At 39.1% G+C, this 21,518-nt stretch carries 17 protein-coding genes; 11 read left to right on the top strand and 6 right to left on the bottom strand.

All coding sequences use genetic code 11. The annotated features are described in order from the left end of the window. The first annotated feature begins 2 nt into the window (after positions 1-2). The 4 genes from EWU22_RS01300 (at position 3) to EWU22_RS01285 (ending at position 5,425) form a co-directional block, all read left to right on the top strand. Positions 3-1,706, top strand: coding sequence for a GMC oxidoreductase (locus EWU22_RS01300; protein WP_130924086.1), 1,704 nt, complete (start codon positions 3-5; stop codon positions 1,704-1,706). 12 nt (positions 1,707-1,718) lie between these two features. Then, the gene (locus EWU22_RS01295; protein ID WP_130924085.1) at positions 1,719-2,567 is read left to right on the top strand and encodes a sugar phosphate isomerase/epimerase family protein; all 849 of its coding nucleotides are present in this window, start codon (positions 1,719-1,721) and stop codon (positions 2,565-2,567) included. 204 nt (positions 2,568-2,771) lie between these two features. Beyond that, entirely contained in the window at positions 2,772-3,506 is a 735-nt protein-coding gene (locus EWU22_RS01290; RefSeq protein WP_130924084.1) for an LOG family protein, read from the top strand. Between the two features lie 131 nt (positions 3,507-3,637). Beyond that, positions 3,638-5,425 carry a hypothetical protein gene (locus EWU22_RS01285; RefSeq protein ID WP_130924083.1) on the top strand — a complete coding sequence of 596 codons (1,788 nt, stop codon included), beginning with the start codon at positions 3,638-3,640 and terminating at the stop codon, positions 5,423-5,425. Positions 5,426-5,432: 7 nt separating this feature from the next. Here EWU22_RS01285 and EWU22_RS01280 read toward each other — a convergent pair whose 3' ends face one another. Continuing rightward, positions 5,433-5,801, bottom strand: coding sequence for a hypothetical protein (locus tag EWU22_RS01280; RefSeq protein WP_130924082.1), 369 nt, complete (start codon positions 5,799-5,801; stop codon positions 5,433-5,435). 120 nt (positions 5,802-5,921) lie between these two features. Between EWU22_RS01280 and EWU22_RS01275 the strand changes: the two genes are divergently transcribed. Together EWU22_RS01275 and EWU22_RS01270 are read left to right on the top strand one after the other, a co-directional pair. Beyond that, positions 5,922-6,809, top strand: a complete 888-nt coding sequence (locus tag EWU22_RS01275; protein ID WP_130924081.1) for a patatin-like phospholipase family protein — start codon at positions 5,922-5,924, stop codon at positions 6,807-6,809. Between the two features lie 7 nt (positions 6,810-6,816). Next, positions 6,817-7,197: a hypothetical protein gene (locus tag EWU22_RS01270; RefSeq protein ID WP_130924080.1), complete on the top strand. Its 381-nt coding sequence runs from the start codon at positions 6,817-6,819 to the stop codon at positions 7,195-7,197. A 12-nt stretch (positions 7,198-7,209) separates the two neighbouring features. Here EWU22_RS01270 and EWU22_RS01265 read toward each other — a convergent pair whose 3' ends face one another. From EWU22_RS01265 to EWU22_RS01245, 5 genes are all read right to left on the bottom strand, one after another. Continuing rightward, entirely contained in the window at positions 7,210-7,530 is a 321-nt protein-coding gene (locus EWU22_RS01265; protein WP_130924079.1) for a hypothetical protein, read from the bottom strand. 24 nt (positions 7,531-7,554) lie between these two features. Beyond that, positions 7,555-8,085: a YceI family protein gene (locus EWU22_RS01260; RefSeq protein WP_109324602.1), complete on the bottom strand. Its 531-nt coding sequence runs from the start codon at positions 8,083-8,085 to the stop codon at positions 7,555-7,557. 35 nt (positions 8,086-8,120) lie between these two features. Continuing rightward, positions 8,121-8,840, bottom strand: coding sequence for a pirin family protein (locus EWU22_RS01255; protein ID WP_130924078.1), 720 nt, complete (start codon positions 8,838-8,840; stop codon positions 8,121-8,123). Between the two features lie 120 nt (positions 8,841-8,960). Next, the gene (locus tag EWU22_RS01250; RefSeq protein WP_130924077.1) at positions 8,961-9,545 is read right to left on the bottom strand and encodes a Crp/Fnr family transcriptional regulator; all 585 of its coding nucleotides are present in this window, start codon (positions 9,543-9,545) and stop codon (positions 8,961-8,963) included. 8 nt (positions 9,546-9,553) lie between these two features. Then, positions 9,554-9,844: a Dabb family protein gene (locus EWU22_RS01245; RefSeq protein WP_130924076.1), complete on the bottom strand. Its 291-nt coding sequence runs from the start codon at positions 9,842-9,844 to the stop codon at positions 9,554-9,556. Positions 9,845-10,235: 391 nt separating this feature from the next. Between EWU22_RS01245 and EWU22_RS01240 the strand changes: the two genes are divergently transcribed. The 5 genes from EWU22_RS01240 (at position 10,236) to EWU22_RS01220 (ending at position 21,517) form a co-directional block, all read left to right on the top strand. Beyond that, positions 10,236-13,304 (top strand): SusC/RagA family TonB-linked outer membrane protein, encoded by a 3,069-nt coding sequence (locus EWU22_RS01240; protein WP_130924075.1) that lies wholly within the window; start codon positions 10,236-10,238, stop codon positions 13,302-13,304. A gap of 10 nt (positions 13,305-13,314) precedes the next feature. Continuing rightward, on the top strand, positions 13,315-14,817 hold the full coding sequence (locus EWU22_RS01235) for a RagB/SusD family nutrient uptake outer membrane protein (RefSeq protein WP_130924074.1): 1,503 nt from the start codon (positions 13,315-13,317) through the stop codon (positions 14,815-14,817). A 105-nt stretch (positions 14,818-14,922) separates the two neighbouring features. Beyond that, positions 14,923-17,718 carry a PSD1 and planctomycete cytochrome C domain-containing protein gene (locus tag EWU22_RS01230; RefSeq protein WP_161566767.1) on the top strand — a complete coding sequence of 932 codons (2,796 nt, stop codon included), beginning with the start codon at positions 14,923-14,925 and terminating at the stop codon, positions 17,716-17,718. Positions 17,719-17,750: 32 nt separating this feature from the next. After that, positions 17,751-19,187: a DUF1501 domain-containing protein gene (locus tag EWU22_RS01225; RefSeq protein ID WP_109324586.1), complete on the top strand. Its 1,437-nt coding sequence runs from the start codon at positions 17,751-17,753 to the stop codon at positions 19,185-19,187. Next, positions 19,187-21,517: a PSD1 and planctomycete cytochrome C domain-containing protein gene (locus tag EWU22_RS01220; protein WP_130924073.1), complete on the top strand. Its 2,331-nt coding sequence runs from the start codon at positions 19,187-19,189 to the stop codon at positions 21,515-21,517. The genes EWU22_RS01225 and EWU22_RS01220 overlap by 1 nt, the downstream gene beginning before the upstream one ends. The last annotated feature ends 1 nt before the right edge of the window (position 21,518 follow it).

The raw sequence follows: 21,518 nt of genomic DNA, 5'->3' as shown, positions 1-21,518 counted from the left end.
CTATGGCCAATTTGAATCTAAATATTGCGAAGAAAAATACCTATGATGTTATTGTCATAGGTTCAGGAGCAAGTGGAGGCTGGGCGGCTAAGGAGTTTTGTGATCGTGGTTTGAAAACCTTGGTTTTAGAACGAGGCAGGCAGGTGAAGCATGTGGAAGATTATCCTACTGCATCTAAAGCTCCTTGGGAATTTGAACATCGAGGGACTGTCAGCCTAGCTGATAAACAAGGCTTTTCTGCAAGTGGATTTATGCGTGAGGAAACCAAGCATTGGGCATTACCAGATGATGAGCAGCCTGTCGTGTATGAAAAACCTTTTCGTTGGACACGCGGATATCATGTCGGAGGGAAGTCTTTATTATGGGCAAGACAAACTCAGCGTTGGTCTGATTATGATTTTGAGGGACCTATTCGAGATGGATTTGCAACGGATTGGCCTATACGTTACAAAGATATAGAACCCTGGTATGATCATGTGGAGAAATTTGCGGGGATAGCTGGTTTTAATGATAATTTGGCTGAACTTCCCAATAGCATCGTTCAGCCAGGATTTGAATTAAATTGTTTGGAACAACATTTTAAAGAAACTCTAACTAAAGCTTATGGCAACCGTTGGGTTATTTCTGGTCGATGTGCTCACCTTACAGACCCTCAAGAAATTCATTTTCAGCAGGGTCGTGGTCGATGTTTAAGTCAGCGACAATGCAATAGAGGATGTAATTATGGAGGGTATTTTAGTAGTAATTCCTCTACGCTGCCTTGGGCGGCTAAGACTGGAAACCTAACCTTACGCCCACATGCGGTAGTCCATTCCATCCTATACGATGAGAAAAAGAAAAGGGCAATAGGAGTCAATGTGATTGATGCTCAAAGCCATGAAATGATTTCATTTTATGCTAAAGTGATTTTTGTTAATGGTTCAACCATCAACACCAATGCGATTCTTTTGAATTCCCAATCAAGTCGTTTTCCCAATGGCTTAGGGAATGATTCGGGCCTTTTGGGGAAATTCATTGCTTGGCATAATTATCGAGGGACCGCTAATGCAAGTTATGATGGATTTAAAGATAAAAAGACGGAGGGAGGAAATCCTAGTAATGCTTATATTCCTAGGTTCAGGAATGTACTTCGTCAGGAAACGGATTTCTTACGGGGCTATGCAGTAGGTGTGGGAGGAGGTAGAGGGGAGTATTCCAAACAAACAGGCATTGGAGACACTTTACGAGATAATTTATTGAGTCGACAATGGGGGAATTGGAACATTTCCGCTTGGATGATGGGAGAAACGGTACCTACAGAGCAAAATCACATTCGATTACATTCCGATTTGAAAGATAAATATGGGATTCCGCAAATAGTGTTCTCTTGTGACTGGACGGAAAATGATGTCAAAATGGTCAAGGATTTTAGAGAGCAAATGCAAGAAATGTTTGAAAAGGCGGGCTTTCAGCAAATCAGAACGGCCGATTCTCGTTCGGCACCAGGGGCAGATATACATGAAATGGGAGGTGTTCGCATGGGTAAGAATCCTGCCACTTCTTTATTGAATGAATGGAATCAATTACATGCCTGTAAAAATGTATTTGTGACAGATGGTGCTTGTATGACATCTACCGGAACACAAAATCCTACCTTAACTTTCATGGCATTGGCTGCCCGAGCGGCTAATCATGCAGTGGATGAATTGAAGAAAAAGAACTTATAAAACAAAATACACATGAAAACAAATCGATTGATGATTGCCCTGCTGGGAATTACCCTAAGTTTGGGAGCTTATGCCCAGAAAGTATACACTTACCCATTGGGAGTTCAGGCTTACACATTTAGAAAGCAATTTCCACAAGACCCACTTAAGACCTTGGATGTTATCAAAGGAATGGGCTTTACTGAATTAGAAGGTGGAGGCGCCAAGGGAATGACATTACAAGAATTTAAGCAACAATGTGATGCTAGGGGGATTTCGATTCCATCCACTGGGGCGGATTTTGGAGAATTGGAGAAGGATCCTATGGCTGTAGTTCAAAAAGCAAAAGTTCTAGGTGCAAAATTTGTTATGTGCGCATGGATTCCTCACAAAGGAAATGATTTTACTTTAGAGGATGCTCAAAAAGCAGTGAACGTATTTAATAAAGCAGGCAAGGTATTGAAGGAAAATGGCATTACGCTATGTTACCATGACCATGGATATGAGTTTCATCCTTTTGAGAAAGGAACTTTATTGGATTACATCATTCAAAAGACGGATCCAGCTTATGTGTCATTTGAAATGGATGTATTGTGGACTTTACATGGCGGAGGAGAAAAAATGCCTGTTAAATTATTGAAGAAATATCCGGGCCGCTGGAAATTGATGCACGTGAAAGATTTACGTAAAGGGATTGTTGGGGATTTGACTGGACATACTCCTGCTGTCAATGATGTTCCGGTAGGCACTGGACAAGGGAATTGGAAAAAGATAATTCAGTTAGGTAAAAAAGCGGGCGTAGAGCATTGCTTTATAGAAGACGAAAGTGATAATGAAATGGTCAATGTGCCCTTGAGTATTAGCTATTTGAAATCATTATAATTTGAAGATAGTGTTAAAATAGCTCAGGGTTTAAGCCCTGAGCTATTTTCAATTTTGAGGTGTTTTTCTTCAATTTTTTTCTCCTCTTAGAACGATTTTTATATCTTATTTACAATAGGAGATTTTGGTCAGGAAAAATAGAAAAGGTTTGCCCCTACTAATTAATCATGTAAATTCGTTTCCAATGAATTCAATGCGATAACTATGAAATGGACAAATGAATTTGATTTTTTAAAAGGACCACGAGCTCGTTGGAAAGAACTAATTTTTTCAATTGAAGTACTTTTTCAATACATCAAAGGATTTAGAAATCTCCATTTCATTGGGCCATGTATTACTATTTTCGGATCAGCGCGTTTTGATGCTGATCATTCTTATTATCAAACCACGGAGAAGTTGGCTGGGGAGCTTTCCAAATTGGGATTTGCCATCATGACAGGTGGAGGACCAGGGATCATGGAAGCAGCCAATAAAGGAGCCAGTCAAGCAGGCGGAGTATCGCTGGGCTGTAACATTGAATTGCCATTTGAACAACAAGCCAACCCTTATTTAGATAAATTTGTCACGATTCGGTTTTTTTCAGTAAGAAAGGAGTTACTTCGAAAATACTCTTCAGGCTTTGTGGTCATGCCAGGGGGATTAGGGACTTTGGATGAGTTCTTTGAGGTAATTACCTTAATCCAAACAGGAAAAATCAATCACTTTCCTGTTGTGGTGATGGGTTTAGAATACCATGAGAAATTAATGGCATATTTTGAATCATTAGTGAAAGAAGAGACCGTTGGTCCTAACGACTTTGATTATATCTTGTTTACGGACGACATCAATTTGGCCATTGAGCATATTCAAACCAAATCAGAGAAACGTGTTCCATCTCGGGAAAATCCAAATCAACCATTGTGGATTTTGGGAGAGAAACGAATATACAAAAAGCGATAGGGAACATAGCCACCGACCTAATTCATAGGTAATGGCTTATTATAGTGGCATTTAATAAGTTGGTATACCTGACGAAGGTCATATTTATTTGGAGACTTAGGGTTGAACTTTGCGACAAACAACATTAGATTATGTCAAAAAAGCTCGCACATTCATTCCATATCCCTGTCATGGGATTAGGCTTTACCATTGATACGCCTCTTAAAGTAGCTCATTTGGGAATTTCATCAGTTATTTCCATTATGGATGATCACTTGGTCGAAGAAATGAGGGAGGTTCATTCTAAAGCGAACGGTCGAAATTTCATGCCTATTTTAAAAACAGACAGTGATTATCGTGCGAAGCGTATTCAAGCCTATTTGAATTTGGTGAATGAATTGGTGAATGAAAAGATTGAGGCCATGCGTCTTCAAACTTGGGAGGAAGGGACAGATTTACATCGTTATTTTGACTTATTGCCAGAAACGTCTACGTTGAAGCAAGCGTATCTTTCTTGGCTTTTAACAAAAGAGGAATCCGTAGAAAATTACTTGAGAGAAAGTATTATTCCCGGTTCCATTGATGTGAATATCATGTCTAAAGTGAACAAGACGAATTATAACAAAGAGGGAGAAGCTTTGGAAAAAGAATATGCCGATGCTTTATCGGCACTTCGTGGGTATGCGTTGAGTGATTTAAAATCTTCTGTTATTTTTTCAGCAGGATACAATCCCTTATTATATAGTTATATCGAGCAATTTGACGACTTTTTTCCTAATGAACAAGGGGAGCTAAAGAAGCAAATCATCTTGAAAGTCAGTGATTTTAGAAGTGCTTTAACTCAAGGGAAATTATTAGCTAAAAAAGGACTTTGGATTTCTGAATTCCGAATAGAATCAGGTTTAAATTGTGGAGGCCATGCCTTTGCTACGGATGGGCTATTATTGGGCCCCATTTTGGAAGAATTTAAGAATAGTAGAGAGGGGATGAAACAAGAGCTTTTTGATATGTGTCAAAAAGTATTGACGGAAAAAGGAGGAATTAACTATGCGGAATTACCCGAGATGCGAATTACCGTACAAGGGGGAATAGGTACTAGCGAAGAAAACGAATTTTTATTGGAGCATTACCAAACTCAAGGAACGGGTTGGGGAAGTCCATTTTTGTTAGTTCCTGAAGCTACCAATGTAGATGAAGCTACATTGACGGCCTTGGCAACGGCAGAGGAGTCAGACTATTACATGAGTCATGCTTCACCATTAGGTGTTCCTTTTAATAATTTCAGAAAGAGTAGTTCTGAAAAACAACGTTTGGAAAGAATAGAAAAAGGAAGACCAGGTAGTCCGTGTAATTTGGAGTATTTATCTACTAATACCGAGTTTACGGAAAAGCCCATTTGTACAGCTTCTCGTCAGTATCAACATGCTAAAATTAAAGAGTTGGAAGCTCAGAATTTGCCTAAAAATGAATTCCAAAAGATCTTTGATAAGATTACAGAAAAGGCTTGTTTGTGTACAGGATTGGGAACATCCGTGTTGAAAAATCATGGAATCAAGCCGAAACATCACTTGAATTCCATCGCAATTTGTCCTGGTCCGAATTTGGCATATTTTTCAGGGGTATATTCTTTGAAAGAAATGGTGGATCATATTTATGGACGAATCAATATTTTGAACACCCAAGATCGTCCGAACTTGTTTGTGAAAGAATTGGGTCTTTATGTGGACTACCTTAAAAATGAGCTGGCAGAAAGTATTGAAAACATGAATGTAAAACAGGAGCGCTATTTGAAGACATTCAAACAGAATCTGCTTGCTGGCGTGGAATATTATAAAGCCTTACAGGTTCCCAATTGGAAAAATATGTTACCTGATTTGAAACAAATGGAAAAGCGTATTGAAGACTTAATTATTCCAAGTTTAGAGAGAAATTTGGCCTAGTTGAGGATTAAGGGCAGATTTCTATGAACAGTTTTTTAGTTGGAGTCGGGCTATAAGCCAGGCATTGGGCGCAAGTATTTTCTTTAGGGGGATTAATGATTTTAAAGGTAAAGCTGTCACCTTCTTTGATATTGGAAGGAAAGTTACATATACTCGCTAAAGCAAATACATGCTGGTAGTTTTTTCCTGTGGCAGGATTTTGCCAATTGACTGCTACTTTGGATGTATCGATGTCTTTATTGACAGCCTCGATGACATAATTCATACAGATTCCTTGCAGTACTAATTTGCCTTGGTAGCAGCTAGGATTCAATTTCTCTGCACTTTTACAGTGAATAAGAAGAGGCAGTAAGAGTAATATTCCGTACTTTTTCATGGTTACATGTTGCTCATATTCATACGAAATAGCAGGAAGAATTATTGTAAATTGGGTTGCAAATTATTTTCTTCGAGCTCAATTATTGAGCTGTAATTTAGAACATTGTTGTTGAATTCTATGGAATCAAAGAAAAAGGTGCACTTGGTTTTAGGAAGTGGAGGAGCCAGAGGCTTTGCGCACATGGGGGTCATCGATGTACTAGAAGAACATGATTATGAGATTATTAGTGTGACAGGCTGCTCTATGGGGGCGGTTGTTGGGGGAATTTATGCGGCAGGTTTTCATGAGGCATATAAAGATTGGGCTTTGGGATTGACCAAAAGCAAAGTATTTAGCCTTTTGGATTTTACCCTAGGCAAACATGGATTTGTGAAAGGAGAACGGATTTTTGAAGTATTATCTCAATTTATCAATGTTCCTCAAATTGAGGAGTTTAAGATTCCATTTACGGCAGTAGCTGCTGATATGTATACGAAAAAGGAAGTGTGGTTTCAATCCGGAGATTTGTATCGGGCATTACGAGCATCAATTGCCATTCCTGGAATATTTACTCCCGTGATTGATGGAGAACATGTTTTGGTCGACGGGGGAGTACTGAATCCTCTTCCATTAAATGTGGTAAAAAAACAAGAAGATGAACTTGTCATTGCGGTGGACTTAAATGGGGACTCTCCGTTTTTTGTTTTGCCAGAAAAGAATGAATCAGAAGATTCAGAGCTGTTAAAAGGGATTAAAGAATGGTTGGGGAAAAATTGGATAAGTCCAGCTACGCAGGATTTAACAACATTAGCTAGTACGAAATCACTGAGTGATATTCTTTTTTATTCCTATGAAATGACGCAAGATAAGGTGACGGAAATGATGGTGGACAAATACCCTCCTGACATATTGATTGAAATACCTAAATCGATATCTTCTATATTTGAGTTTGATCGAGCAAAAGAATTGATTTCTTATGGTCGAAAGGCTTGTTTGAAAGCATTGTCAGCTAAAACGAAACGATAAGCTAAACATGAAAAGAAGCGCTTTATTTTTAGGTCTATGTGTAAGTCTATGCTTGTGCTTGGCCTGTAAAAGAGAAGAATTGCCGAAGTCGACCTGTTTAAAAGGAAGATTAGCGGTCCAAGGAATCTGTATGAATTATGTGATTGAAGTGTTGGAGGGACAGGTAGACAGCAGTCAAGTAGAAATGACTTGGAAACACCCAATGACAGGTAAATTGTATTCTAAGGCTTTTGCCTTAAAAAGCATTTGTTCTTTCCCGACAAACTTGAAAGAGGGAGATGAATTTTATTTCAGTATTTCCACTTTACCTGAAGACAAAATGTGTGCTCAATGTAAAGCTTACAGTCCAGTACCTAACAAAGGCTTATCAATTGAAATTTGTGATTGATTGGGTAGATTTTTACTCAGGACATGCTAATATTAGGCCAAGGGCTTGATTTAATTCTGTTCGTAAAAGTCCGCTACCTCCTCCAAAATGTTCTACCGTTTTTACATTTGAGTGAAATTGTGCGACTTTCTGTGAAATGTCTTTTTCTTCAGCTAAGCATAATCCACTACTGAAAAGTAATACGTCCACAGGACTTATTTGGCATATAGTTGGAATTTCTTCTAGCTCACAAGTACCCAGAGCAAAAAGCTCGGGGTACTTATTTACTAGTTTGATCAGCAATGCTACGATTGCTTCGTTTTTTCCTACCACTAAGACATTATGAATTTTCATGATGAGTATAGGATAAAATAATGGTTAGGCTTTTACTAATTGGATTTCTCCAGCGATTTTAATTTCCTCGCTAACTAATACACCACCTGTTTCTAAGGCTGCATTCCAGTTTAAGCCAAAATCCGTACGGTTGATTTTAGTATTGATGGTAAATCCAGCTTTTAAATTTCCCCAAGGATCCTTAGCTACTCCACCAAATTCTACATGAATTTTTACGGGTTTAGTTACGTCCTTGATGGTTAAATTACCTAATAGATTAAATTCGTCATCACTTGATTTTTCGATACCAGTAGAGCTGAAACTGATGTTTTCAAATTTATCAGCTTCAAAGAAATCAGCGCTGGTTAAGTGTGCATCACGCTGTTCATTTCCGGTAGTAATACTAGCTGCTTTGGCTGTGAAATTAATCTTTGCATCAGCAAAAGATTCGTCAGAGCTTTCTGCATTGACATTAAAATCAGTAAATCCGCCTGTCACATTCGTGATCATTAAGTGCTTTACTTTAAATTGAATTTCGGAGTGAGTTGGGTCTAATGCCCAAGTTAAATTTGCCATGATTTTTGTTTGTTATTCGTTTGATTAATTATGTGTTAAATGTGCATAGGAACTTCCATCAATAGAATTTTGGAATTTTCAGATTGTGCTTTTAGATCAAAGCCTTCTAAATCCCAAAGTCCTAATCCATCTCGACGGTTCAAATCATAACCGTTGATTTGAAAATCGCCTTCCAAAACGAAAGCATAAACGCCATTATCTGGTTTTTTTAATTGATAGTGACTTGTTTTGCCTTTTTCAAAATGACCTAAATGAAACCAAGCGTCTTGGTGTATCCAAACTCCTTCATCTTCTGGATTAGGAGAAAGGATTTGCTGCAATTGATTTAGGCTATCCTTATTTTGTAAGGTAATTTGGTCATAGCGGGGTGTCACGTTTTTCTTATTTGGGAACACCCAAATTTGTAAGAATTTAACGGCCTCATCTTTATGGTGATTATACTCACTGTGGTAAATACCTGTCCCAGCACTCATCACTTGAATATCTCCTTGACGAATAACCGCCACGTTACCCATACTGTCTTTGTGTTCTAAATCTCCTTCCAATGGAATACTGATGATTTCCATGTTGTCATGTGGATGTTGACCAAAACCCATTCCACCTTTTACCATATCATCATTGAGTACTCTTAGTGCGCCAAAATGAATTCTTGAAGGATCATAATAATTGGCGAAACTAAAGGTATGAGAGCTAACCAACCATCCGTGATTGGCTTGGCCCCTCGAGTCTGCTTTGTGTAAGATGCTCTTTGTCATATTGTTTTGAATTAACAATACAAAGGTCGTAACCAATAAACCGTAAAAACATAATGTAGATTAAGAAAGCAAATGGAGCTAATCCATTAGAAAACAGCGAAATAGAAAATGAATTAACGATTAAATGGATCGTAAATATTCACTTCGCATTTTGCTTAGGAATTCGGGAGTGACGCCAATGTAAGCAGCGATTAACTTTTGCGGAACGTCATTAATTAAAGTTGGAAATGTTTGGCAAAAATTAGCGTAGCGTTGTTTGGCGCTTAGACTTAGATTATCAATGAGCCTTTGTCGATAGGCCACTAAGGAGTTCTCGGTCAAAATTCGGAAATACCTTTCTAGTGCGGGGATTTTGTCAAAGAGCATTAACTGGTCTTTTCGACTGAGTAGCACAACTTCGGAATCCATGATGGCTTGAACACTTAGGTCTCCTGGTTTTTGAGATATAAAACTATACATATCGGTAATCCACCAATTGGTTGGTGCGAATTGCATGATATGTTCAAAACCATTTTCATCTATGGAAAAGGATCTTAAGCAGCCAGAAATAACCAATGCGGCATCTTTAGTAATTTCGCCACGTTCAAATAAATTCTCTTTTTTAGTTAGTTTCACTCTTCTCCAGGTTCGGTCAATCAAATCGCAATCTGCTTCACTCAGAGGAATAAGCTTCTTAATATTGGATAATGCTGTGTTTGCCGACATGGTATTTATTAAATCACGGTGTAGTCTATTTCTTGAAAATTGGCTACCAATGGTATCCAAATGTTTTCTACAAAGTGGATATGATCGGGATGATTCGTATAAGCTTGATAAAGGGCATTCGTTTCAAATTGCATGATTAAGCCAAATTCAAAGGGATTTTTAGGACTTATTTCTTGTAGACATTGAAAGGATTGCACCCCAGGTATTTGAGCTAATTTTTTGGCCTCCGAGAAGAAATGATCTTGTTGCTCAAGGCTTACATTGGATTTAAATTGGAGAAAGACAGAATGGAAAATCATAGCTTAAAATTTATAATCAAAGGTAGAAATAATTTGAATAACTCAGATTTGAATCTTGAATAGGTACTATTTTTAACTTTATGCGTAGGGTCATATTTAGGTATATTTTTTATAGCCCCAATCAGTTATTTGATTTTTTTTCGAAAAAATTGGACTATTTCTTTTTCGGTATTCAAATTCCCATAACCGTATAATAATCATTTTGTTGCTTTAGCCTGATTATCAAAAAGATACAATAGATAATAAATAATTTTAATAAGGATAGTTAAGGATGGTTGACTTTGCTCAAATGAGTTAGTTGGGTCTAATAATATCATTGTTTCTTTAAATAGTTCTATTTGAAAAGCAGGTATTATACAACCCTTTTAAAACCAAACTCAAACCTCTTATTATGAAAAAACTATCATTACTAATTTTTTGTATGCTCCTGGTTTACCAAGGACTTGCTCAAAGTGTGCAAGTCCGAGGTAAAGTAAGCACTACCGGAGGAGCAGGAGTTCCCGGCACTTCGGTGTTAGAAAAAGGAACGAATAACGGTGCAGTGACGAATACAAATGGAGAGTATTCAATTCGAGTATCATCGAAAAATGCCGTTCTGAATTTCTCCTCAGTGGGTTTATTACCTAAGTCAGAATCGGTACAAGGTCGTACGGTAATAGACGTGCTTTTGGAAGAAAATCTGAAAGAATTATCCGAAGTAGTAGTTGTAGGTTATGGTTCCCAAAGAAAACAAGATATCACTTCAGCCGTATCAGTGATCGGCATGAAAGATATTGGGGAACAGCCAGCTAGCAACATGAACCAATTATTACAAGGACGTGCGTCCGGAGTAGTCGTTAAACAAAAGGCGGGTACCCCAGGTGGAGCTTTTGAAGTACGTGTACGTGGTATAGGTTCTTTAGGAGCAGGTAGTGATCCTTTATATGTTATTGATGGATTTGTAGTAGGTACTTCCGTAGGCTCTAACTTTAATCCGAATGATATTGAGAGTATCTCTGTACTTAAGGATGCGGCTTCTACCGCGATTTACGGAGCTAGGGGTTCAAACGGGGTAGTGTTAATAACTACTAAAAATGCTCAAGAAGGAAAAGTGAATGTGAATTTCTCTTTAGACTATGGCGTAAACTCCATTCCTGATTCACGTCGTGTGAAAATGCTGAATGGACAAGAGTTTGCTCAATTCAAGAAAGATGTTTTCATGGACGCTATTCGTATTTTACAAAATAGAGAACCTTCTTTAGAAGAGGTACCTATTGGATATCGTTATCCTGAGCAGACGAAATATTCAACAGATTGGTTTGGTGCTATTATCAATAAGAATTCTGCTTACCAAGATGCCAACTTGACGATTACCTCAGGAAAAGGCCCAATTAAGTCGATGTTTTCTGTAGGTTATTATAAAGAAGATGGTACCATCATGAATACGGATTATGACCGTATCTCGATTCGTTCCAATAACGGAGGTCAGGTTAATAAATTCTTAACGGTTGGATTAAATGTCAATGGAAGTTTGACTCGTCAAAATTTAGCTAATACCGACGGTCGTAGTGCCTTAGTGGGTGGAGCCTTATTGATGGATCCACGTGAACCTATTTATAATGCAGACGGAACGATGCGTCCTTATATTGGTGGTGTTGATGGAGCTTTTGGTTTTCCTAATCCAGTGTTTTTATTACAAAATGTAATTCGTAAAAGAAATATATCGGATGTTTTAGCAAATGCCTTTGCAGAATTCACCATCGTGGATGGATTAAAATTCAGAACATCGGTTAATGGTAAAATGAATTACAATCGATTTAAAGAGTATGTGCCATCAACCATTGGAGCCTCAGTTGCTTCTGGAACATCGGGTGCGCCTCCAAGAATTGCGACAGCACGTGATATATCTGAGCAATTGCAAAACGTATCTTTTGATGAATTGTTAACCTATTCTCCTAAAATTGGAGAAGAGCATAAATTAGATGCGATGGTAGGTTTTACTTCTCAGAAAGAGCAAGTATATGGTATAGATGGATCGGCAAATACTTTTCCAGATGATTTGGTTCCATATTTAGGAGCAGGGTCGATTCGTTCATCGAACTCCTATGAATATAGCTGGTCTTTATTAGCCTATTTTGCTCGTGTCAATTACGCATTAAAAGATAAATATTTATTCTCTGCTTCTTTCCGTAGAGAGGGAAGTTCTCGTTTTGGAGAAAGTAATAAGTACGGAGATTTTCCAGCGGCATCTGTAGGTTGGAGAATTTCAGAAGAGCCTTTTATGAAGGATCTTAGCTTTGTCAACGACATGAAGATTCGTGCGAGTTGGGGGGTTACTGGTAACAATAACATCGGTAACTATCCAAGTTTAGCTTTCGTTGGGGCAAATAACTACATCTTAGGAAATAGCTTCGCGGCGGGAAAAGTGATCAGTAATTTTGCTAACTCTTCATTGAAGTGGGAAAAATCAGATCAATTGGACATTGGTTTAGATTTGGCCATGTTTAACAATAAGTTGACTTTCACTTTTGAATATTACAACAAGATAACGAATGACATGCTATTGCCTGTGTCTATTCCAGCGGTATCTGGTTTTACTACCAGTTTGGATAACATTGGTCAAGTGCAAAATTCAGGAGTTGAATTAAGTGCTGATTATCGTACGAGTTTGGGACCTGTTAATTTCAGAACCAATGTGAATGTGACGATGAATCAAAGTAAAATTTTAGCGATCAAAGGAGCCAATGATATGCTTTGGTATGGTAGCTTTTATGGAGGTTACAATGTCATGAAAGTAGGTCGTCCGATTGGTATGATTTATGGCTACAGAAAAGAAGGAATTTTCAATACTCAGGCAGAAATTGATGCATGGGCTAAGCAAGATGGAGTAATTCCTGGAGGTATGAAGTTCAAAGACATGAATGGAGATGGCGTTATTTCTTATGATACGCAAGATATGACAGAGATCGGAAATCCAAACCCTGCATTTACTTGGGCATGGACAATGGCAGCCGATTACCGCAGATGGGATTTAAACGTACTATTTGTAGGAGCACAGAATTTTGATATCTACCGTAACATTGAAGCGTCGACCATGAATATGGACGGTGTGTTCAACGTGTTAGATAAAGCAAAAGATCGTTGGAGATCTGCGACAAATCCAGGTACAAATCCAAATGATAAAAACTCACAAGGAGGAACGAGCTATTTTAAATGGTCTCGTGAGAGTAGTGAGCGCTATGTATATGACGGAAGTTATGTTTGGTTAAAGGCAGTGACTTTAGGATATAAGCTTCCTAAAATGAGTAATATATTCAGCGAGTCAAGAGTATTCCTTACTGCGAATAACTTATTCTTATTTACCCATTATCCAGGAAATAATCCAGACGCAGGTGTTAGAGGTGGTACGGAATTGAACAATGACGATGAGTCATATCCAGTTCCAAGAACAATGGCTCTTGGTGTTAAAATAAACTTCTAATTCTACAGAAATGAAAAAAATAACAGCTTCAATATTATTATCCTTTTGCTTCATTCAGTTTTCTTGTCAAGAAGACTTTTTGACGACAACAGATCCCACGAGGATTGGTCGAGATTTGTTTTATCAAAATGAAACTCAATTCAATCAGGCTTTGAATGGAATATACGGTCAATTACAAACGATTACGAACTCGGCCTATATTCAGCAGGAATTCATGTCAGACAATACAACGCTCGACTTCAATCCATTGGATCGTGGTGGTGCTGCAGGTTGGGAGGCATTTGAATTCTCCACAGTGAACCAAGGAAATGGAGAAATTTCCACCCTTTGGAACAACCATTACGCAACGATGTACAATATCAATTATGCATTGGAGAAATTGGCACCTTCCACCGTTGAAGCTACTGCGAAGGCGGCCATTGAAGGACAATTGAAATTCTTACGTGCTTACCATTATTTCAATCTGACTCGTTATTTCGGAGATGTTGTATTGGCCACGAAGACTTTGACTAATCCCAATGAGTCATTTGATTTAGTACGTTCTTCTCAGGCGGATGTATACAAGCAAATTGAAACGGATTTAGCTGACGCGGTGAAGCTATTACCTGCTACTTACCCTGCATCAGGAAAAGGAAAGGTAACAAAAGGCGCTGCCGTAGCTTTGTTAGGGAAAGTCTATTTAACTAGAAAGAACTATGCCGCTGCAAGCACCACATTGAAGGATATTTTAAGTTTAGGCTATTCTTTGAATGCTAACTACAAAGACAACTTTGATCCAGCGAAGAAAAACGGACCCGAGTCTATTTTTGAAGTTCAATATCAAGGAGGTAATGACTTAGGTGAGCAAAGTAACTTTGTGTACGTTTTTGCACCTCGTTTATCTCAAGGAGCTGTGACGGGTTATGCCAACACGACTCCAAGTGGTAGAAATATTCCAACACGTGATATGATTAATGCCTATGAGCCGGGTGATTTACGTAAGGATATTTCTTTGAAAACAGGTTATACTTTAAATGGAACTTTTGTGGGCATTCCTTATGTAAACAAATACACCTATCCGCATACCATTTCTGGTCGTTCAGATAATAACTGGCCTGTATTACGTTATTCAGATGCGTTATTGATGTTAGCTGAGGCAATTAATGAATCCACAGGTCCAACTGCAGAGGCATTAGGCTATGTCAATGCCATTCGTAAAAGAGCAGGTTTAGCTGATTTGGCAGGTTTATCAAAAGAAGGTTTACGCGCAGCTATTATGCAAGAGCGTCGAGTGGAATTGGCCTTTGAAAATCATCGTTGGTTTGATTTACAAAGAACCATGACTCCATCTGAATTGACAGCATTTATGAATGCGCATGGAGCTAGAGAGAAAGCAAATCCTACTGTTTCAAGAGGAGGAATCGCCTTTAATGCATTGGATTATGTATATTCTGATTTTGAATATTACTTACCAATTCCTGCTCCTCAAATTTTGATTAATAACAAATTAACCCAAAACCCAGGGTATAACTAAGGGATTTTTTATTTAGATTAATCTTTGTAAAATTGCCGAGTGCACGGACTTGCTCTCCGTGCCTCGGTAATACAAAGATTTAAACCTATTATAACAAACATTTCTGTGCAAAATAGTACTGAACTTATAGCCTTTTTAGGTCGATTACACCCATTAATTGTACATTTCCCCTTAAGTTTATTATGGGTAGTATTGCTGCTGGAAGCGATTTCATGGAAGCAATCCTCCCATCAATTTAAACCAGCAATTCATTTAATGCTTTGGGTAGTGAGTATCTCTGCCCTATTAGCCGTAGCTTTTGGATTGATTCTTTCCAACCAAGATGATTATGCAGGTACTACGGTAGCCTGGCACCAATGGTCTGGTATTGCTACCTTGGTATTAGCAGCTTTGGCCTTGTTGGCATTCAAAGCCGACGAAACCAAATCCTATCGAGCTTTATTATTGCTTTCCGTTTTTGGAGTAACTTTTGCAGGTCACTATGGCGCTATGCTGACACATGGTGACGATTACTTGAGCTCTGTTTGGAATCCTGAAATGGCCAAAGATTCGACTTCTGTCGCACCCAAAATTGACGTAAAAAAATTACAAGGAGATATTAATGTAGATCAAAAAGAAGCTTTAGCCATTGAGGCAAGAAGTATTTTGACCAAACACTGTACCAACTGCCATGGTACCAAAAAAGTAAAAGGGAAGCTCCGTTTAGACGAATTGAAATACGTCTTGAAAGGAGGAGAAAATGGAAAGGCCTTAGTCATTGGCCATCCTGAAAAAAGCGATATCATTCATCGCATCAAATTACCCGCTAGTCATGATGATGCCATGCCAACCAAAGGCAAGCGTCTGACAAAAGCAGAAATTGAAGTTTTAGAAACATGGATTAAACAAGGTGCCCCATGGCCTAATTCTCCGAATACGACAAGACCTTTAGCTTTACCTGAAGATAAAGAAAAGGACTTGGCCGTTTCTAATGACTTACCTACAGGACCAGTTCCGGCTGCCTTTCAAGAAGGAGAAAATGCCGTGGCAAGTCCCGCAGTACAAATCTTAAACACGAATCAAGTAGATGAATTGAACATCAAAGTTCGAACCATCTTAGCCCATAATTGCTATAGTTGCCATAATGCCACCAAAACCAAAGGGAAGCTTCGCCTTGATAAGAAAGAATTTCTATTTAAGGGGGGCGAAAACGGGCCTATTTTAGTGGCTGGATATCCTGAAAAAAGTGATATGATTCGTCGGGTTAAATTACCTGAAGGACATGATGATGCCATGCCTACCAAGGGTAAGCGTTTGACCAAAGAAGATGTTGCTTTACTGGAATTTTGGATTAAACAAGGTGCACCGTGGCCTACAGGTCCAGAGAAAAGTTTGTACCGAGTAGCAGCTTTAGAGCCTCGTTTACCAAGTCTCCCTACGGCTAATGCCCAAGCACAGCAACCCATCGATTTATTTGTAGATCAATATTTCAAGAAAAATAAGATTGCATGGAAAAAACCCGTGGATGATGCTACCTACATTCGTCGAGTTTACTTGGATGTGCAGGGTTTATTACCTAATCCACAAGCCATCCAAAACTTCATTTCGGATAAACGTGCCAACAAAAGAGAGTTGTTAGTACAATCATTGTTGAATGATAATTCGGCTTATGCCCAGCATTGGTTTAGCTTTTGGAATGATGCGTTGAGAAATGATTATACTGGAACAGGTTATATCACAGGCGGCCGATTTGGGATCTCTAAATGGTTGTATGGCTCTTTGAAAAACAATAAACCTTATGACCAATTTGTCAAAGAATTAATCAGTCCTAACAAGGAATCGGAAGGATTTATCAAAGGGATTAAGTGGAGAGGAACGATTAATTCGAGTCAAAGCACCGAGATGCAAGCCGCACAGAATGTGGCTCAGGTATTCTTAGGCTTAAATTTAAAATGCGCTTCTTGCCATGATAGTTTTATCAGTGATTGGAAATTGGATGACGCTTATGCCTTTGCCAATGTTTTTGCGGATCAAACCTTAGAAATTCATAAATGTGATTTACCAACAGGCCGTATGGCTGGCCGTGGTGTCTTATATAATTCATTAGGTAAAATTAAAGAAACACCCATCACCGCTGATCGCTTGGTTCAATTGGCAGATATTTTGGTGCAAAAGAAAAACGGTCGACTATACCGTACTTTGGTCAATCGGGTTTGGGCACAGTTGATGGGACGTGGTATCGTTGAACCAGTAGATGTCATGGACAATGAGCCTTGGAGCCAAGATTTATTGGATTATTTGGCTTATGATTTTGCCAATAATGGGTCAGATATGAAACGATTAATGTCTCAAATTTTGACATCTAAAACCTATCAATTACCAACGGTTGGCTTCAAAGAAGTATCTATGTTAACGGCATCTAATTATGTCTTTAAAGGAATGACGAAACGTCGATTAACAGCCGAGCAATTTGCTGATGCGGTGAGCCAGTCTTTCTTCCCTTTATATTCGGATTCTGCCTTGGCAGTGAAAATGTTACCAGCCGACATCAAGAAAGATATTCCTTTTGCTCGGGCTGCCTTGGTTAAAAATGATCCGTTTTTAACAGCACTAGGGAGACCTAATCGTGAGACGGTTTCAACCAGTAGAACTTCACAAGCCAATTTATTACAGGCATTGGAATTGACCAATGGAGTAAAATTCAATTATACCTTGAATACAGGGGCTAAGATTTGGGTAGCCAAATACAGCACGAGTGATGCCTTGGTGAACGCGCTGTATCGTCAAGCTTTGGGCCGTAACCCAAGTTCACGTGAAATGGAATTAGCGATACGGTACTTGGGTAAAAAGCCCAGTGTAGAAGGAGTACAGGATTTTGTGTGGGCAATCACATTACTTCCTGAATTTCAATTGATTATCTAAGTTTTGAAATAGAATATCGTGTATTTTTGTATATGAAGACGAATTATAACAGAAGGGAATTTTTACAGAATACGAGTATGGCCACGTTGGCGGCGATGGGAATGAACTCGCCTATGGCAAGTTTGCTCGCAGGTTCCAATAATCCGATTGCCCAAAGGGCCGCCTCGGCTGATACGGTTATCTTGTTGTGGATGGCAGGTGGTATGGCCCATACGGAGACTTTTGACCCGAAACGCTATACTCCTTATGAAAAAGGAATGGAAGGGAATCGAGTACTAAGTACCTTCAAGTCGGTGCCAACCAAATTAGATGGAATTCATTTTTCAGAAGGATTGGAGGGAATCGGAAGTGTGATGGACAAAGGGACTTTAATCCGTTCTTATGTAGCTGCCGATTTGGGGCATATTTTGCATACTCGCCATCAATATAATTGGCATACTTGTTATGAACCTCCTCAAACGGTAGCGGCTCCTCACATGGGTGCTTGGATTGCCAAGGAATTAGGACCTAAAAACCCAGTGATTCCTGCGTTCATCGATATTGGTCAGCGTTTTACAGTCGGTGAGGGAGAAGAATTAAAGGCTTTCCACTCAGCAGGCTTTTTAGGAAATGAATTTGGCCCTTTTTTCATCCCAGATCCTAGTCAAGGATTGGATAGTGTGCGTCCCCCAGTTGGGATGAATATGAAACGATTTGAAGGTAGAAATAAGCTATACAATGATTTAATTAGTAAGAGTCCGTTTGGTGATTTTGGTAGTGATTATCAAAAAGAATCCCTTCGCCGTTCTATGGAGCAAGCCTATATATTGTTGAATTCACCCGAATCCAAGGCCTTTAATTTAAGCTCTGAACCAAAAGAAAGCTATGATATTTACAATACAGGACGCTTTGGACTAGGTTGTTTATTGGCCCGTCGATTAACGGAGCAGGGAGCTCGTTTTATTTCTGTAACGACCGAATACGAGCCATTCTTTGGTTTTGATACTCATGAAAATGGCCATACACGTATGGTGGGTATGAAAAAACAAATCGATGGTCCCGTGTCGCAATTGATCAAAGATTTGGACAAAACAGGTCACTTAGACAGAACCTTAGTTATCGTGGCTTCCGAGTTTAGTCGGGATATGATGGTGGAAGGTCGCCCTGACCAAACAGTTAAAGAACAAGTCAATCAGCCGGAGATTCTGAATGACATGAAATTTTACGGGATGCACCGTCACTTTACAGATGGTTGTTCTATTCTTATGTTTGGAGGAGGCATTAAGCGTGGACACGTTTATGGCAAAACTGCTGACGAAAGACCGTGCAAAACCATTGAAAATCCTGTAAAAATTGCGGGTATTCATCAAACCATGTATCATGCATTAGGAATTAAAGCCGATACACAATATGAAATTGAGAAAAGACCTTTCTATACTACGCCAGATGGTAAAGGTCAGGTGGTCAAAGATTTATTGATTAAAGCATAATGAAAGGGATCCACGTTCTGTTAACGTATAGTTTGGTGCTTGGTTTGGCTATGGGCTTGGATTCATGTTCCTCAAATACCTCCCAAGTTCAGGAAGAACCTATACCTGAATTAGTCAGTTATAATTTTGATATACGCCCAATCTTATCAGATAAGTGCTCTGCCTGCCATGGACCTGATGCTAACAAGCGAGAGGCAGGCTTACGTTTAGATGATTCCGTCAGCGTATTTAAAGCATTAAAAGAACATCCTAACGCTTATGCCTTAGTGCCCGGAAAGCCAGAATTATCCGAAGTATTCCTTCGTATTTCTACGGATGATACCACGAAAATGATGCCGCCCAAAGCCTCACATTTGAAGTTATCTGCCCGAGAAATCGACCTCATCGAAAAATGGATTAAGCAGGGAGCCAAATATGAAAAACATTGGGCTTTTGTGGCTCCTAAAAAGCCAACCCTTCCTGAGGTGGATCAGAAAGATTGGGTAAAAAATGAGATAGACTACTTTGTACTTCACAAAATGGAGCAGAAAGATTTAAGTCCGAATGAGGAGGCTGATAAGGAAAGATTATTGAAACGCGTGGCTTTAGATTTAAATGGCTTACCTCCGAGTTTGAGCCAAATGGATCGTTTTTTGGCAGACAATTCACCCAAAGCCTACGAAAAAATGGTGGATGAACTGTTGAAGAATCCTAGTTATGGTGAAAAAATGGCGGTGTATTGGTTAGACTTAGCTCGATATGCCGACTCCCATGGCTATCAAGATGATGGATATAGAACGCAATGGCCTTGGCGAGATTGGGTCATTCACGCGCTCAACAAAAATATGCCTTATAGTCAGTTTGTCACTTGGCAGCTGGCAGGAGATTTAGTGCCAACTTCCAATCCAGCCCAAGCAAAAGAGCAATTATTGGCTACAGGCTTTAATCGTAACCATAAAATCACCGAAGAAGGAGGAGTCATTCAAGAAGAATATCGGGTCAGCTATGTAGCAGACCGGAGTGATTTATTTGGTAAAGCATTTTTAGGTGTCACAATGGAATGTGCTCGTTGTCATGATCATAAATATGACCCGATCACCCAAAAGGACTATTATCAGACTTTTGCATTTTTCAATAATGTGAAAGAAGTGGGAATTGAGTCTGTGATTGGCGGTCCTGAAACCTATGCTAAAAAGCCTTTGATGGAAATCAGCAATGAAGATGTGAAGGGAATCTTGAAGTTTATCAATAAACAAGATACATCTCGACTTATTGTCTCTGTGATGAGTGATTTGGATACGGCACGTGTGAGCACCATCTTGAAAAGAGGAAATTATGATGCGCCTGGTGAGGTGGTTCAGCCAGCTATGCCTAGTGTTATTTTGCCTTTTGCTAAAAATCTTCCCAAGAATAGATTAGGCCTTAGCAAATGGCTTTTTGATCGCAAAAACCCACTGACTTCTCGCGTATTTGTGAATCAGATGTGGCAAGAGTTTTTTGGAAAAGGGATTGTGAAAACTACTGGGGATTTCGGTATGCAGGGGGAATTGCCTACTAATCCAGCATTATTGGATTGGCTAGCGGTTGATTTCATGGAGCACGGCTGGAATATAAAACGATTAGTGAAACAAATGGTGATGTCGGCAACTTATCGCCAATCGGCCAAAATGAGTCCTGAGAAATTGGCTAAAGACCCTGAAAATACCTACTTGTCTCGTTCTTCACGTTCACGAATAAACGCTGAATTTGTTCGGGACGTGGTTTTATCTAGTAGTGGATTATTAGTACCAATGGTTGGTGGTCCGAGTGTGAAACCGTACCAACCTCCTGGATTATGGGAAGGAGCTACTTCAGGTCGTGGATTATTATCCATGTATGTGCAAGATCATGGAGCTAGTTTGTATCGCCGAGGAATGTATACTTTAATCAAAAGAACGGTACCTCCTCCGACCATGAGTATTTTTGATGCGAGTAATCGAGATGTTTGTGAGGTGAGAAGATTGAAAACCAATACTCCATTGCAGGCTTTGGTGATGATGAACGACCCAACAGTTTTGGAGGCGTCTCGGGTTTTGGCTGCCAAATTATTGCAAGAAAATAATCAGGTTTCTGATAAAATCAACAAGGCTTTCCGGATGATTGTTTGTCGGAGGCCTACCGAGAAAGAGATGAATATTTTGACGGCATATTACAGTAAAGAATTGAAGAAAATCAATTTAAAACAAGCTAATAAATTGTTGGCTGTTGGGGAATATCCTATACCCAATCAAGTAGATAAGCAACTATTAGCGGCATTGATGCGTGTGGTCAATACCATTTATAATTTAGAGGAAACCATTACTAGAACCTAAG

Source organism: Aquirufa nivalisilvae, assembly GCF_004307455.1.
GTDB classification, from domain to species: domain Bacteria; phylum Bacteroidota; class Bacteroidia; order Cytophagales; family Spirosomataceae; genus Aquirufa; species Aquirufa nivalisilvae.
The sequence above is the reverse complement of the archived record's forward strand: the minus strand, read 5'-3'. Positions and strand labels throughout refer to the sequence as shown.